This window comes from Gemmatimonadales bacterium (assembly GCA_041390145.1).
Classification (GTDB): Bacteria; Gemmatimonadota; Gemmatimonadetes; order Gemmatimonadales; family GWC2-71-9; genus SPDF01.
On record JAWKQM010000012.1, the window covers coordinates 27033 to 41549 of the forward strand.

General features: G+C 67.9%; 14 protein-coding genes. 2 read left to right on the forward strand and 12 right to left on the reverse strand.

Annotated elements, in window-relative coordinates:
• Positions 1-25 precede the first annotated feature (25 nt).
• Entirely contained in the window at positions 26-712 is a 687-nt protein-coding gene (locus tag R2910_11140) for a CsgG/HfaB family protein (GenBank protein ID MEZ4413529.1), read from the forward strand.
• On the opposite strand, the gene R2910_11145 is transcribed toward R2910_11140, so the two are convergent.
• From R2910_11145 to larE, 10 genes are all read right to left on the reverse strand, one after another.
• On the reverse strand, positions 678-1967 hold the full coding sequence (locus R2910_11145; protein MEZ4413530.1) for a DUF4105 domain-containing protein: 1290 nt from the start codon (positions 1965-1967) through the stop codon (positions 678-680). The two genes, R2910_11140 and R2910_11145, sit on opposite strands and share 35 nt — an antisense overlap.
• Entirely contained in the window at positions 1964-2974 is a 1011-nt protein-coding gene (locus tag R2910_11150) for a Gfo/Idh/MocA family oxidoreductase (GenBank protein ID MEZ4413531.1), read from the reverse strand. Before R2910_11150 ends, R2910_11145 begins: the two co-directional genes overlap by 4 nt.
• Positions 2975-2996: 22 nt before the next feature.
• Positions 2997-4346: a SpoIID/LytB domain-containing protein gene (locus R2910_11155; protein MEZ4413532.1), complete on the reverse strand. Its 1350-nt coding sequence runs from the start codon at positions 4344-4346 to the stop codon at positions 2997-2999.
• Positions 4343-4849 carry a YajQ family cyclic di-GMP-binding protein gene (locus tag R2910_11160; protein ID MEZ4413533.1) on the reverse strand — a complete coding sequence of 169 codons (507 nt, stop codon included), beginning with the start codon at positions 4847-4849 and terminating at the stop codon, positions 4343-4345. Before R2910_11160 ends, R2910_11155 begins: the two co-directional genes overlap by 4 nt.
• 63 nt (positions 4850-4912) lie before the next feature.
• Positions 4913-5782 carry an RNA polymerase sigma factor RpoD/SigA gene (locus R2910_11165; protein ID MEZ4413534.1) on the reverse strand — a complete coding sequence of 290 codons (870 nt, stop codon included), beginning with the start codon at positions 5780-5782 and terminating at the stop codon, positions 4913-4915.
• 73 nt (positions 5783-5855) lie between these two features.
• Positions 5856-7346: an aldehyde dehydrogenase family protein gene (locus R2910_11170; protein MEZ4413535.1), complete on the reverse strand. Its 1491-nt coding sequence runs from the start codon at positions 7344-7346 to the stop codon at positions 5856-5858.
• Positions 7347-7383: 37 nt separating this feature from the next.
• Positions 7384-7833, reverse strand: coding sequence for a hypothetical protein (locus R2910_11175; protein MEZ4413536.1), 450 nt, complete (start codon positions 7831-7833; stop codon positions 7384-7386).
• Complete coding sequence (locus R2910_11180) at positions 7830-9215, reverse strand: sigma-54 dependent transcriptional regulator (GenBank protein MEZ4413537.1); 1386 nt, start codon at positions 9213-9215, stop codon at positions 7830-7832. Before R2910_11180 ends, R2910_11175 begins: the two co-directional genes overlap by 4 nt.
• The gene (locus R2910_11185) at positions 9212-9862 is read right to left on the reverse strand and encodes a hypothetical protein (GenBank protein MEZ4413538.1); all 651 of its coding nucleotides are present in this window, start codon (positions 9860-9862) and stop codon (positions 9212-9214) included. The genes R2910_11180 and R2910_11185 overlap by 4 nt, the downstream gene beginning before the upstream one ends.
• Positions 9863-10693, reverse strand: a complete 831-nt coding sequence (larE, locus tag R2910_11190; protein MEZ4413539.1) for an ATP-dependent sacrificial sulfur transferase LarE — start codon at positions 10691-10693, stop codon at positions 9863-9865.
• An 11-nt stretch (positions 10694-10704) separates the two neighbouring features.
• On the opposite strand from larE, the gene arfB reads away from it, so the two are divergent.
• Positions 10705-11112, forward strand: a complete 408-nt coding sequence (gene arfB / locus R2910_11195; protein MEZ4413540.1) for an alternative ribosome rescue aminoacyl-tRNA hydrolase ArfB — start codon at positions 10705-10707, stop codon at positions 11110-11112.
• A gap of 27 nt (positions 11113-11139) precedes the next feature.
• Here the strand turns inward: arfB and R2910_11200 are convergent, their stop codons facing one another.
• Complete coding sequence (locus R2910_11200; GenBank protein MEZ4413541.1) at positions 11140-13953, reverse strand: insulinase family protein; 2814 nt, start codon at positions 13951-13953, stop codon at positions 11140-11142.
• Between the two features lie 101 nt (positions 13954-14054).
• Positions 14055-14498 carry a hypothetical protein gene (locus R2910_11205; GenBank protein ID MEZ4413542.1) on the reverse strand — a complete coding sequence of 148 codons (444 nt, stop codon included), beginning with the start codon at positions 14496-14498 and terminating at the stop codon, positions 14055-14057.
• Positions 14499-14517: the final 19 nt, after the last annotated feature.

The window sequence follows — 14517 nt, forward strand, 5'->3', positions numbered from 1 at the left end:
CCAGATACTCACAAGGAGTGGACCGATGATTCGCACGGCCCGCCTGCTTTGCCTGTTTGCGCTCGTTTCCGCCGCGCCGCCGCTCCACGGCCAGGCCGCGGAGCCGACGATCGTCGTCCTGACCTTCGAGAATGGGGGCTCCTACGGCCTCGATTCCCTGGATTTCGCCGGCCTGGGTCGCGGCATTCCCGCGGCACTGACCGCCGCCCTGGCACGGAATTCCGCCCTGCGCACGGTCGACCGCGCCCAGGCGCAGCAGCTGATCGAGCGTGAGGGGCTGGCTCGCAATGGCCGGGTGGACGCCGCGGTCGCCTCCAAGGTCGGAAAGCAACTGGGCGCGGGGTACGTGGTGACGGGGACGTTCGTGGATTACTACGGGCGGGTGCGCATCGACGCACGCCTCATTGACGGCAGCACCGGCACCATCCTGGAGGTGGTATCCACCGGCCAGCGTGCACGCGCGGAGTTGCCGCAGATGATTGCGGACATCGCGTCGCAGTTGATGTCCGGGAAGCGGCTGCCCGCGCTCTCGGCGGGCACGCCGGCGGCCGCCACGGTCAGCGCGGACGCGCTCGTCCTCTTCGGGCGCGCCGTCCTCGCACAGGACCAGGGGGACAACGCGGCGGCGACGCGGTACTATCAGCAAGCGCTGAAGATTTCGCCCGACTTTGCCGCGGCTAAGGACGGGTTGCGCTCGGTCCAGTCGTCGTAGGCAAGGTCGGCACTGCACGCATGGCGCCGAGTGCCATGCCGAGATTGGCGGGCACGAAGAAGACCAGGATCGGGGCGTTCACCTGTGGAAACCAGGGTAGCACCTGGATGAACACTCCGAGCACCGAGAGCACCGCGACGGTCACGGCCAGGTTGCGCAGTGCGGCCGGCGCGGGGCCGTCCCGGCGGGCCCACGCCGCCAGGACCCCGAACATTGCCAGGCCAAGGACGCTCGCCTGGAGGACGTTTTCGTTCCGGTAGGCGTAGGTGTGGTCGGTAAACGCCCACAGGTAGATGATGACGAGCCCCGCCAAGCCTGAGAGCAGTGACCAGATCCCGGCGAGCACCAGGAATGGTCGCCGCCCCCGCCCCGCCCCGTCGCGTCCACCGCTCCACGCGAGCAATCCACCCAGCAGCACTCCCAATACCAGGAACCACCCGAGCCAGAACGGGGGCGTATGGGTGGATGGTCCCATGTCCGCAGTGGCGGGCTGGAGGCGTACGGCATCCACCAGCGGAGCCGTCCCTCCGTCGAGCGCGGGATTGATGGCTGGTTCCACATACCGAGCGAGGTTGCCTGGGATGAACGCATCCTCCCAGGCCGACAACGGCTGGTCGGTCGAGGGGCCGAGGAGCAGCATCAGCCCAAAGTACCAGGCGGGGCTTCCGGCGGTGAGTTCCGCGGTGCGGGAACGGAACGTGGCGTTCGCCGGCACGCCAGCGAGCGCCGCCTCCAGTGCCCCGCCCAGGCTCACGTTCAGGGCATCACGCACCCGCGTCGAGCAGTTGTCCCGGAACGGTTGGTACCGGTAGTCCTTCATGTCGGGCAGGGCGTTGCGGGCGAGATTGGCCGCCAGCGTGCGAGCCTGGTCGGCCGTGAGCGCAAGGTCCTGGACTTCGACCGACCGGCCGGCGTTCACGTAGCGCTGGATATCGCGCGTCGCGATGTACCCGGCCATGGAGTAGAGCATCCGTCCCTGCAGGAAGTTCCAGTAGAAATTCTTCTGGCGGAAATCGAAGATTCCGAAGTTGTAGGCGATGTCCGTGCCGGCAGCGGAATCGGTCACCCGGATCATGTTGTGCCCGAATTTCTCCCAGAGGATCGGTCCGGGACCGATGGTGACCAGCGAAATTTGGGGTGCGGCGGCCGGGTGGCCTGGGGCGGGATCTGCGGAGGAAAGCTGCGCCTTGGCGGCTCCGGCCGGCCAGGCGCCGAGCAGCCCGAGCAGGAGGGCCACTCGGCGCCCGCGGCTCACAGCAGGACGTCGCGGCCGTCGTCGGCCGACTTGTAGATGGCGTCAATCACCCGGTGCAGCGCCAGGTGCTCCTCGAGGTCGGGCGCCTTGGCCTCCCCCCGGATGGCGGCGAGGAAGTGGGCCCACTCCGCGCGGTACGACGCGGTGAAGACGCTCTCGCGCGACACCGAGCCCGTCGGTGCCACGTCGACGGGGGTGCCATGCATCTCCTTCCACACCTTCAGCGGATTGATGCTGGCGGTCCCCTTGCTGCCCCGCAGGCCGACGCCGAAGCGCTCGCCTTCCCCGAGGTGATGCCAGGTCACGTCCACGAAGACGCAGGCCCCGTTCTCGCAGACGACGAAGGCGCTTCCGGCGTGCTCCGTGGCGCGCTCCCGTCCCGCCCGGTCGAGGGTGGCGCTGACCCGCACCGGCTTCGGGTTGCCCGCGAGCCAGAGCCCGAGATCCAGGATGGACAGGCCGAGGTCGAGCATGGCGCCACCGCCCGACAGATCCCGCTTCAGTCGCCAGCCGAGCATGGAACGGCTGGGCCGGAAGACGTGCCAGCTGCCGCGCACGCTTTCGACGTCGCCCAGCTCTCCAGTCTGCACAAAGCTGCGGATGATCTGCACATCGGCACGGTAGCGATGGTTCATCCCGACCATGACGACGCGGTCCTTCTTGGCGGCGGCGCGCACCACCCGCTGGGCACTCGCGGTGTTGAGGGCGAGCGGTTTTTCCACCAGGACATGCACGCCGGCCCGGAGCGCCGCCAGCACATGGCCTTCATGCAGGTGATTCGGGGTGCAAATGACGACGGCATCGAGTTCCGAATGGCCGAGCAGCTCCTCGATGTCGTCGAAGGAGTTCTCGATCTTGAACCGATCGGCGAGGGCGCGCGCCTTGGGGTAGTCGGCGTCGCAAATAGCCACGACCTCGGCACCCTTCAGCTTCCGCAGCACAGGCAGGTGCGCCACCTGGGTAATGGCCCCTGCCCCGATCACGCCGACGCGCAACGTCTCGCTCATGCCTTCCCCCCGGGGTAGCCGGTCAGTTCAAGCGCTCGATTTTGGTGGAAGGATAATACGCCGCAAGAATCTCTCCGTAATCCTGCCCCTCGCGCGCCCGCCCCACGGCGCCCCACTGGCAGAACCCCACGCCATGGCCCGCCCCGCGGCCGTCGATGGCCAGCCAGCTGACCCGCGAGCCATCCGCCCGCTCCTGGACATCGAACGCGGTGCTGCGGAGCATGCCGCCATCCGGCAGGAGGAAGGCCCGCCGCACCGCCTGGCCCGATACCGAGACGTGCCGGCCGTTCAGCTTGAACTCCACCGCTTCCACCCGGCCCGACGGTGTGCGGCGGGATACCTTGACATCCTCGATCCTGGACACCGACGAGGCGCTGACGCTGGTGAGCCCCGGCAGGGTGCGTCGCAGCATCGCCTCGAGACTGTCGCCGGAATACTCCTCCCGCCACCGGAATCGGGGCGAAAAGCGGCAGTACGCCTGCCCGTTGGGATCCAGATCGGACACCGACTTGAGGTAGGGATCGCCGGCAAGCTGGAACACCGCGGCGCCGGATTCCGTCCGTCCGCCGCAGGTCGAGTAGAAGAAGGCGTCGATCGGCTGGCCCTTCCAGGTCACGATTTCCGCCCGGGTGGCGCGGACCGCATCCCAGCTCTGCGCCGTCTCCGCGCCGACCCCGCCATAGACCTGGTCCGACACAGTGCCGTACAGGTCGAAGCCGAGGGCGCGGCGCTTCCCCTGGTTCCTCATGGCGTACGTCCGCGAAATGACCGCCTGCGCATACATCGCCTGCACCTCGGTCGGATCGCGGCGACCCATCTCCGCGGAAAGCACGCCGGCCAGGTACGACTCGAGCCCGAGGCGGTTGATGACCGTCAATCCGTCCGGACCGGGAATCACGGACACCTCGCCGCGGTAGTCCCGGCCGTCCACGCGCACATACTGTCCGGCGTGGAGCGGCGTGACGACGATGGCGTCGAGCCGGCCCCCGTTGAGGCCCCCCGGGCCTGAGAGCGTCATCGCGGGCCCGGCGGGCCGTACGCGCCATGACGCGCCCTCGATCACGTCCAGGACGCGGACACCGGCTGGATTGGTGATCACGAGCGGCCCGCCGCCTCCGATCTTCACATCGGAGGCGCCAACGATCAGGCCGATTCGCACGTCAGCGGTGCTGACCACGGTATCCGGCGGCAGCGGCGCGAGGGGCGGCCCCCCGGGTCCGGAATCCACCACGGGCGAGGCGGGAGCACGGGTGGCAGCGGGAGGGAGTGGTTCCGGCGCGGGCGGCGCGGTGGGTTGGGTCGGATTGCATGATGCGACCGCCACGGACGCGGCTGCGGCCACCAGCAGGAGCGGCGTGTACTGCACCTTCATCCGCGGTAGTTCCCGAAGGTCAGCTCGATATCGAAGTCCTCGCTCCGCAGGAATGCCATGACCGCCTGGAGTTCATCGCGGGAGGGGCTGCTGACACGGATCTCCTCCCCCTGGATGCTGGCGGAGACCTTCTTGAAGCTCTTGTTGTCCTTGATCGCCTTGGTGATCCGCTTCGCGATGTCGCTTGCGATCCCTTGCGTGAGCGTCACGGTGCACCGGACGGAACTGCCCGTGGCAGCCTCGAAGTCGCCGGTCTTCATGTTCTTGACCGGAACGCCGCGCTTGATGAGGCGGGTCTGGAGCACGTCGAGCAGGCTCTTCATCCGGAAGTCGTCGTCCGCCGCCAACCGGATTTCCGCCTTTGCACGGTCAAACTCGATGGTGCAGTGCGTGCCTTTGAAATCGTAGCGCTGCTGGATTTCCTTCAGCGCCTGGTTGACCGCGTTGTCGACCTCCTGGAGGTCGGCGCCAGTGGAGATGTCAAAGGAAGATGCGGATGCCATAGGCCGGAAGGGGGTTAGGGGCTGGGAAGTGAGGACGAGGGACACAAGCTCCGGGAAGCGGCCTTACGTCAGGAAGCTCTCCAGCGAGCGGGCGCGGCTCACGTGCCGCAGGCGGCTCAGCGCCTTTTCCTTGATCTGGCGCACCCGTTCGCGGGTGATCCCGAGCATGGTCCCGATCTCCTCGAGGGTCATCGGCTCGGGACCGTCCAGGCCGAAATAGAGGCGGAGGATCTTTGCCTCGCGCTCCTTGAGCGTCGCGAGCACCTCCTCGATTCCTTCGGTCAGCGCGTGCTCGAAAGTTTCGCTGTCCGACCCGGCGTTCTGGGTGTCGGGGAGGTAGTCCAGCAGGCGGTTGTCTTCGCCCGGTGTCATCGGGGCATCGAGCGAGAGGTGGGCCTGACTGATGGAGAGGGTCTTCTGGACCTCCTCCATCGAGATGTCCATCCCCTCCGCGATTTCGGCCGGGGTCGGTTCGCGCCCCAGTTCCTGCAGCAGCATCGCCGTCTTCTTGCCGATGCGGTGCAGGGTGCCGGCACGGTTGAGCGGCACCCGCACGATCCGGCTTTGCTCCGCCAGCGCCTGCAGGATGGCCTGGCGGATCCACCAGACGGCGTAGGAGATGAACTTGATCCCCTTCGTTTCGTCAAACTTGTGGGCCGCGCGAATCAGGCCGAGGTTGCCCTCGTTGATCAGGTCCGCAAGGCTGACGCCCTGGTTCTGGTACTTCTTGGCCACTGACACGACAAACCGGAGATTGCTGCGCACCAGCTTGTCGAGGGACTCGGCGTCTCCGCGGCGGATCCCCTGTGCAAGCGTCACCTCCTCCGTCTGCGGGATCAGCGGATACCGGCTGATCTCGCGAAGGTATTGGTCGAGCGATCCCTCGTCGGACGTGGGACCGCGTCGAGTGGATCCGACTTGCAGTGGGCGCATGCGCGGAAACCTCTGGTGGGCGGGCCGCTACGCTCGAACCTTAGCGGCCGCCCCGTGACGGCGCAACCGGGCGTCAATCATCATAGTTGTCGATCTGCGCCCGCTGCAGCGTCCCGCTGTAGTCGACGTAGCCGACCTTGGTCTCAGAATAGAACTCGTAGACTTCCCACCCGCCTTCCCGGTGCCCGTTGCCGGTCGCCTTCACACCGCCAAAGGGCAGGTGCGCCTCGGCGCCGATCGTCGGCGCGTTGACGTAGGAGATCCCGTTGTCGAGCTCCTGCAGCGCGCGGAACCCCTGGTTCACGTCCTGTGTGTAGATCGAACTGGAGAGTCCGTACTTGACGCCATTGTTGACCCGGATCGCCTCCTCGAAGCTGCGCACCTGGATGACGCTCAGCACGGGGCCGAAGATCTCCTCCTGCGCCAGCCGCATCGACGGCTTCACGCCGGCAAAGATGGTCGGCCGGTAGAAGAATCCATGGCCCAGCCGTTCCCCGCCTGGCTTCTTGCCGCCCGTCACCAGCTCGGCCCCCTCCTCCTGCCCGATCGCCACGTACGATTCCACCTTCTGCCGGGACCGCTCGTGAATCAGGGGACCGACGTCGTAGCCCTTCCGCCCGTCGCCCAGGCGCAGCCCTTCGGCGGCGTCCACCAGTTTGCGGAGGAACTTGTCGTGGATCTTCTTGTGCAGGATGAGCCGGCTGGTCGCGGTGCATCGCTGGCCGGTCGTGCCGAAGGCCCCCCACAGGACGCCGTCGAGCGCCAGGTCGAGGTCGGCGTCGTCCATCACGATCTGGGCGTTCTTGCCGCCCATTTCGAGTGACAGGCGCTTGTGCATGCGTCCGCAGGTCTCGCCGATGAACGACCCCGTGGCGGTGGAGCCGGTAAACGAGATGACCGGGACGTCGGGATGCTCCACGAGCGCCTTGCCGGCGGTGGCGCCCCGCCCGTGCACCAGTTGAATCACCTCGGGAGGCAGCCCGGCCTCGAGCAGGAGTTCCACCAGCCGGTGGGAGGTGAGGGGCACATCTTCGCTGGGCTTGAGAATGACCGAGTTCCCGCAGACCAGCGCCGGGAACATCTTCCAGGTCGGGATGGCCAGCGGGAAGTTGAACGGCGTGATCAGACCCGCCACCCCCATCGGGCGACGGAAGCTCATGGCCCACTTGTCGCGGAGTTCCGACGGGACGGTGTGGCCGAAGAGCCGGCGCCCCTCGGTCGCGGCGTAGTAGGCGGTATCGATGCCCTCCTGCACGTCGCCACGCGTCTCGGCAAGCACCTTGCCCATCTCCCGCGTCATCCCGTCGGCGATCTCTTCCTTGTGCTTCGTCAGGAGGTCGCCCAGCCGACGGAGGACGTCGCCCCGCGCCGGCGCGGGCGTGCGGCGCCAGATCTCGAAGCCCCGCTGCGCGGAGCGCACGGCGGCCTTCACGTCCGCCGCGCCGGAATCGGGGAATCGCCCGATGAAGTCGCGCGTGTCGGCGGGATTGCGGTTCTCGAACCAGGCTCCGGTCGTCGGGGTGACCCACTGGCCGTCGATGAAGTTCTTATAGGTCTTTGGCATCAGGCTTTCGGAGGTTCGGAGTGAAAGGAAAGTGCAGCTACTCGCACATCCAGGGGAGGACGGTCGCGGCGTAGCCGAGTCGAGGGAGGAGCACCGTCGCGACCAGCGCCAGCCCCCCGAGGAAGACACCCAGCCCCGCGAGGTGCGCCCAGCCCTGGCGGCGCTTCCAACTGATGATCATGGTCCAGATGCCCGCCACCACCACCATCGTCGCGGCGCCAAGGTAGAGCATCATCCCGAGTCCACAGCGGTGGGCGTACGGCCACTGGAGCACCGCCGCGGCCACCAGCACCCCAAGGCCGGCGCGCACCCAGGTGGTGAGGGCGGCCCGTTTGCTCACCGCGCCGCCGAACGCCGGGGCCGCCACCGCCGCGCCTCCGCCCCGCTGCACCGGCGCCGCGGGCGCGGCCGGGGCTCCGGCGCTCTTGGCCATCACCTTGTCGATGGCAGCCAGTTCCTTGTCCCAATCCCGGGGTTGGTCGCTCACGAGGACTCCCGCGTCAGGCCATAGCGCTCGATCTTCTTGTAGAGATTCGACCGGGGCATGTCGAGCGCCCGGGCGGTCTCGGAGACGTTCCAGTCATGCTGGCGGAGCTTGGACTCGAGGAACACACGCTCCGCCTCGAGCTTGAACGCCTCGAATGTCGGCGCGGAGAACGGATCGGCGGCGTTGGTCGCGGTCGCGGGCGCCCCCGCCTCTCCGCTGCCGGTCAGGATCCGGTCCACATCGCCGGCCGTCACGGACTTCCCCGCCGCAAGGATCATCAGCCGTTCCACGGCGTTCCGCAACTCGCGCACGTTTCCCGGCCAGGCCCGGCGCTGCAGGCGCTCGACGGCCGACGGATCGAACTGCCGGGCGGGCACACCGGCCGCCGCGGCGACGCTGGAGGCGAAGTGACGTACCAGATCCGGGATGTCGGCCGCGCGCTCCCGCAACGGGGGCACCACGATAGGCACCACGTTGAGTCGATAGAGCAGGTCCTCACGGAAGCGCCCCGCCGCGATCTCCGCCTCAAGATCCTTGTTGGTCGCCGCGAGGACTCGGACATCGACCCGCATTACCTTGGCCCCGCCCACGCGCGTGACTTCCCCCTCCTGCAGCGCGCGGAGCATCTTGGCCTGGGCCGGGAGCGACAGGTCCCCGATTTCGTCAAGGAACAGCGTTCCCCCGTCGGCCAGTTCGAACTTTCCAGGCCGGTCGGCAAAGGCCCCGGTAAACGACCCCTTCATGTGGCCGAAGAGCTCGCTCTCGATCAACTCGCTGGGGATTGCCGCGCAGTTGACCTCGATGAACGGCCCCTCCCGCCTCGGACTCGCGGCATGGATGGCGCGGGCCACCAACTCCTTGCCGCTCCCGTTCTCGCCGGTAATCAGGACCCGGGCGGGCGTCGGTCCCACCTTGTCAATCAACGCCCGCACCCCGCGCAACGCAGGGCTCGACCCGATCATCGCATGCGCCTCGTCCACCGCGCGCTTGAATCGCTGGTTCTCGTGGGTCAAGACCACCTGGTTCAGCGCGTTCCGCACCGTGACCAGCAGCCGGTCGCTGTCGAGCGGCTTCTCCAGAAAATCAAAGGCGCCCCGCTGGGTCGCCTCCACCGCCGTGGCGATGGTTCCGTGGCCGGAAATCATGACGACCGTGGAGGCCGGATCGAGCTCGCGCAGTCGCGACAGGGTATCGAGCCCGTCGAGGCCGGCCATTTTGACGTCGAGGAACACGAGATGGGGACGGAATTCGGGATAGAGCGTGAGCCCCTCCCCCCCGGAGCCGGCCACGCGGACGTCATGTCCCTCGTAGGCCAGCACCTGCTTCAGGGCGTCGCGGACGCCAGCTTCGTCGTCAATGACGAGAATTCGATGGGCGGTCATGGCTGTGGACTCGAAGGATACAACGTCACACCGTCCGGGTGCACCCGGACGCGCCCGATCCCGATCGGAATGGCGATCGACAGGACGCTGTCGCGCTTGTCGCCGGCCAGCAGGCCGACGATCTTCGGCACCATCTCGCGCGGAAAGTCGAAGTCGCGCACCTGGAAGGCATCCAGTCGCCACTCCGCCAGGCCCGGCTGGCGGACCCGCACCGGCCCGGCTCCCCGGATCGGCTCGCGATCGTTGAGGGCGCCAGCCAGCGGTCCCAGCACCTCCCGCGGGAGTCCGGCCGTCCGGATCTTCCCCGCCACCGCGATGCGCCCCTCGCCGAGCGTCACCTCCAGCGAGTCGAGTTCGGCACGAACCCGCTGGTCGAGGCCCGCGCCCACAAGCGAGGCCATCTCCGCGGCGGTGAGCGTCACCGAATCGGCGCGCCAGCCGTTCAGGCTGTCGATCTTGTCCGTGGCGCGTTGCAGCGCCAGTTCACCAGGGCGGCCCGCCGTCCCGCCGGCGTTCGCCGCCGGTCGGTCGGTCAGGCGATGCCAGTACGGGGCAATGCGGGCCCGCTCCGTCCACCCGAGGTACACCAACGCCGCGACAATGAGGAGCCCGAGCAGGCGAAACGGCAGCGAGAGGCACCCGAGCATTCAGCGGCCGCCCGGTGTGGACGCGATCGGCAGAAGGCTCCCCCGGCGGTACCCACGCGCGTCGAGTTCCGCGTCGGCGAAGCCCAGCGCCTTCAGCCGGCCGGTGACTTCTTCCCACCGGGCCTCGACCAGCGCCCGCTCATTGGGCAACACTTCCACCCGGGCCACCTCGCCCAGGTGCCGGACACGGAGGTCGCCGACGACGCCACATTCGCGGATCACCGCTTCGGCCTGCTCCACCTGCCGCAACCGTTCCGCAGTCACCGGGAGGCCAAACTGAATGCGGCTCGAGAGGCAGGGCGCCGCCGGCGCGTCCCAGGTCGGCAGGCCGAGGAGACGAGCCGCCTCCCGCACATCGGCCTTGGTCCATCCGAGGTCCACGAACGGCGAGTGCACCCGGCGCGCCGCGCCGGCCGCTGCGCCTGGGCGGTGCTCGGTCAGGTCGTCAACGTTGGTGCCGTCGAGGAGGAACTCGAACCCGCGGTCCGCGGCCACCGCCCCGAGAACGCGCCAGAGTTCCGACTTGCAGAAGAAGCAGCGATTGAGCGGATTCGCGACGTACTCCGGATCCGCTAGTTCGTCGGTGTCCACCTCGAGGAGCGGTACGGTGAACCGGGCGGCGAGCTCCACCGCCGTACGCCACTGGATCTCGGGGTAGGAGGCGCTCCGACCGATGACCGCCAGGAAACGCGAGGGGCCGAGTGCGCGGGCACCGACGACCGCAAGCACGGCGGAATCCACCCCGCCAGAATACCCCAGCACCGCCCCGGAGAGGGCGCCAAGATGGGACTCAAGTCGCTCGATGCTGGCCATCGGGGAAAAGTAGCGCATATCTTTCGGACATGCCTGCCCCCATTCCCCTGCACGAACTCACCTTCCGCGCCACGAAAGCGGGCGGGCCGGGCGGGCAGCATGTGAACACATCCTCGACCCGTGTGGAACTCTGGTGGAATCCGCGCCTCTCCCCCGCGCTGACCGATCATGAGCGGAGCCTCGTCGTGGCGGCGCTGGGCCATCGCCTCGACGGCGATGGGTGGCTCCGGCTGGTATCCGCGGCCACCAGGAGCCAGCTCAAGAACCGCGACGCGGTGACCGCGCGCCTCCAGCGGCTCGTTGCCGAGGCGCTGGTCCCCCCGAAGCCCCGGCGCAAGACACGGCCGCCGCGTTCTGCCGCGGAGAACCGCCTCAAGGCAAAGAAACGGCGCTCCGCCACGAAGGCGAAGCGCCGCGCGCCCCCAAGGGACGACTGACACCCGGCGAGCGACCCCGCCGGCGTGTTACGGCTGCGCCGGCGCCGCCTGGCCCTTCGCGAAGTCGCCGGCGGTGATGATCGTGAACTTCGAGGGAACGACGAAGGCGCGGAAGCCGTCGCTCACCTGTGCCGGAGTCAGTGCGCCGATCGCCGCATCGAGCTTCGCGTCCCATGCCATGGTCCGCCCGAGAAAGAGACCGTCCACCAGCAGGTCGGCGAGACTGCCGTCGTCGGCCCGCGCAAGCTGCCGCTGCTGCAGATAGCCCGCCTTACCCTTGGACACCTCCTCGGCCGTGAACCCGCCGCTGACGGCGGTGTCCGTGACCTGCTTGAAGGCCTCGACCACCTTGGCGCCGTTCTCCGGGGCAAAGATGGCATACACGAACTCCTGCGCCGCCTGGTCTTCCGAACTGGCGCTCAGGCCACTCCCCACGCCGTAGCTCAGCCCTTCCGTCTGGCGAATCCGCACCATGAGTCGTGAATCGAAGGCCGACCCGCCGTAGATGTAGTCCCCGATGGCCATGGCCGGGAACGACGGATCGTCTTCGCTCAATGGGAAGCGGGTTGAGGCCAGCATGATGGCATTGGCCTTGTCGGGCGTCTCGATCTGCTGGGTGACCGCCGGACGATCGCCGAGCTGGTCCGGGATCCGGGCGTACGCCGCCGGGCTCTTCCAGGCACCGAAGATCTCGGTAAGCACCGGCGTGATCTCCGCCGGGGCAAAGTCACCGACGATTGCCGTCTCCCCGGCGCCTACCCCGTAGAACTCGACCCAGAAGCGCTTCGCCTCCTCCACCGTCGCCGATTTCAGCAAGGCCACCCGTTCGTCGATGGTGCTCACGTAGCGCGGGTGCCCCGGTGGATAGGGCTGCGTCGCCTGCGCGAGTGCGGTTTGCGCCAGGGCGATCGGGTCGCTCCGCTGCGATTCCAGTCGCGCGAGGCCCTCCCGCTGCAGCGTCGCGAACTCGGCCGGATCAAAGCTCGGCTGCCGGAGCACCTCACCGACCAGGCGAAGCACCGCCGGGAAGTTGGCGCGCACCGTCGAAATCGAGACGGTCACCCCCTCGGCGCTCCCGCGCACGCTGACCTGGGCCTTCAGCCGGTCAAACTCGTCCTTGATCTGCTGCCGCGTGTGGGCGGTGGTCCCGCGCAGCAGCATCGATCCGGCCAGCGACGCCGCCGTCGCCCGGCCATTGAGGGCCGCTTCCGTGCCGAAATGGAGCTGGATCGAGGCGTTAACCGTCTGACCGCGGGTCTCCTTCGGGAGCAGCGCCACCTTCATGCCGCTCGGCAATTCGCTCCGGAAGGTGCGGGCGTCGATGTTCGCGGGTGAGGCGTCAAACGCCTCCCCCAGCGTCATCGTGGTATCGCCCTTGTAGTCCTTGACCATCGCGGCGATGTCCGGCAGTGGCGGAATCTCCGCGCGGTCCGGCTTGGCCGTGGGGATGAATACCCCCAGCGTCCGGTTGCTCGGCTTGATGTAGGCTGCCGCGACCCGCTGGACGTCGGCGGGCGTCACCGCCCGAACCCGGTCCCGGTTGATGAAGATCAACCGCCAGTCGCCCCGGGAGGCCCACTCGCTGAGCGCCAGGCCCACCTGGTCGGTCTGGGTCAGGCTCAACTCGATGTTCTTGAGAATGGTCTGCTTGGCCCGCGCCACCTCCGCATCGGTGGGCGGCCGTGTCGTCAGCTCGTCGAGGGTGGCAAGCAGCGCGGCCTGCGCGACCGCCAGGGTGTCCTCCGTCCGGAGCTGCGCGCCAGCCAGGAGCATGCTTGGCTGGTAGAGCTGGTAGGCCGACGACCAGACACGCGCGGCGAGCTTCGGCTCGACCAGCGCCGTGTAGAGTCGCCCGCTCGGCGCCGATCCGAGGATCTGCGTGAGGACGCTGATGGCCGCAAAGTTGGAGTCCGACCCTGCCGGGATGTGGAACCCGGCCAGCACCACCTGCTCGTCGCCCACCCGCCGGAGCGTCACGGTCCGCTCGCCATCCTGCACCGGCTCCACGGTGTACGTGCCCCAGAGGGTGTTGGCACCCTCCCGGTTTGGCCGGGGAATGGCGCCGTACAGCTGCTCGATCCGCTTCAGGACCACCGCCTCATCAAACTTCCCCGCCACCACCAGGATCGCATTGTCGGGCTGATAGTATTTCCGATAGAAGCCCTGCAGCCGACCGATCGGGACATTCTCGATGTCCGAGCGCGCCCCAATCGTGGAGTTGCCGTAGTTGTGCCAGAGATACGCGGTCGAGAAGACCCGCTCTTCGAGAATGGAGCCGGGGTCGTTCTCCCCCATTTCGAACTCGTTGCGGACCACCGTCATCTCGGACTCGAGGTCACTCTTGGCGATGAAGGAGTTCACCATCCGGTCCGCCTCGAGCTGCAGCGCCCACTCGATGTTCTCGGGGGTCGCCGGCACCGACTCGAAGTAGTTGGTCCGGTCGTACCAGGTGGTGCCGTTGAACTGGGCGCCATGCTGGGTCATCTCCTCGCCGATCTTCGGGTGACCGGTCGAGCCCTTGAACAGCAGGTGCTCCAGCAGGTGCGCCATCCCCGTCTCGCCGTAGTCCTCGTGCCGCGACCCGACCAGGTAGGTGATGTTGACCGTGGTAACGGCCTTGGTCTGGTCGGGGAGCAGCAGAATCCGGAGGCCATTCGGGAGCTGGTATTCCGTAATCCCCTCGACGGACGTGACCTTGACTGCCTTGGGAGCCGCCGGGGTGGGCTTGTTGGCTGGCTTGGCTGGCTTGGCGACCGGCTGCTGGGCCGGTGACGCCCCCACGACAGCAATCGTCAGCAGAAGGGGAAGGAGGGCGACACGCTTCCAGGAACGGGGGATCATCGTCGAGCTCCGTTGGAACATGTGAACAGTGCGTCAGAACCCGAAAATAGACATCGGGTCCGCCACGAATGCAAACCGGCCGTCAGCGGTGCCGATGACGGCTATGGAACCGTCACGACAAAGGGCCCGAAGCTCAGTTCGTCGGCCGCCGCGTCGTGCCCCCAGCCGACCATCACCGTCCCCGTCCCGGCAGTGGCCTGGGCGGTGACGTCAAACGAGAAATGGGCATCCGGATCCTCGACCGCCGTGGCGAGCACCCCCGGCGCAAACGTCAGCGCGGCGAAGTGATCTGCCTCGATGCCGGTGATCTCATCCCCATCGTCGGCATAGAACTTCACCACCACGCGGGTCTGCGCCCCGGCCGTGAGCGTCAGGTTGGCCGTCTCGTCGACGTCATTGACGAACAGCTTGGCTGAAGCGGGTGTGTGGGTGTGCGCAGGCGCCGCAGCCTCATCGCTGCTGCATGCCCCCAGCGCAAGGACCAACGCCAGCATCGGAACGGCCATCAGGCGCGCGGGCGCCCGGTGTAAGGCGTGTGAATGCATTGGGACATCCTCCTGGAGT

Bases quoted from the DNA above. Each gene is read 5' to 3' on its own strand.
- R2910_11165 (MEZ4413534.1), bottom strand. From the start codon at position 5,782: ATGCGCCCACTGCAAGTCGGATCCACTCGACGCGGTCCCACGTCCGAC.
- R2910_11160 (MEZ4413533.1), bottom strand. From the start codon at position 4,849: ATGGCATCCGCATCTTCCTTTGACATCTCCACTGGCGCCGACCTCCAG.
- R2910_11170 (MEZ4413535.1), bottom strand. From the start codon at position 7,346: ATGCCAAAGACCTATAAGAACTTCATCGACGGCCAGTGGGTCACCCCG.
- R2910_11205 (MEZ4413542.1), bottom strand. From the start codon at position 14,498: ATGCATTCACACGCCTTACACCGGGCGCCCGCGCGCCTGATGGCCGTT.
- arfB (MEZ4413540.1), top strand. From the start codon at position 10,705: ATGCCTGCCCCCATTCCCCTGCACGAACTCACCTTCCGCGCCACGAAA.
- R2910_11140 (MEZ4413529.1), top strand. From the start codon at position 26: ATGATTCGCACGGCCCGCCTGCTTTGCCTGTTTGCGCTCGTTTCCGCC.
- larE (MEZ4413539.1), bottom strand. From the start codon at position 10,693: ATGCGCTACTTTTCCCCGATGGCCAGCATCGAGCGACTTGAGTCCCAT.
- R2910_11155 (MEZ4413532.1), bottom strand. From the start codon at position 4,346: ATGAAGGTGCAGTACACGCCGCTCCTGCTGGTGGCCGCAGCCGCGTCC.
- R2910_11185 (MEZ4413538.1), bottom strand. From the start codon at position 9,862: ATGCTCGGGTGCCTCTCGCTGCCGTTTCGCCTGCTCGGGCTCCTCATT.
- R2910_11180 (MEZ4413537.1), bottom strand. From the start codon at position 9,215: ATGACCGCCCATCGAATTCTCGTCATTGACGACGAAGCTGGCGTCCGC.
- R2910_11200 (MEZ4413541.1), bottom strand. From the start codon at position 13,953: ATGATCCCCCGTTCCTGGAAGCGTGTCGCCCTCCTTCCCCTTCTGCTG.
- R2910_11150 (MEZ4413531.1), bottom strand. From the start codon at position 2,974: ATGAGCGAGACGTTGCGCGTCGGCGTGATCGGGGCAGGGGCCATTACC.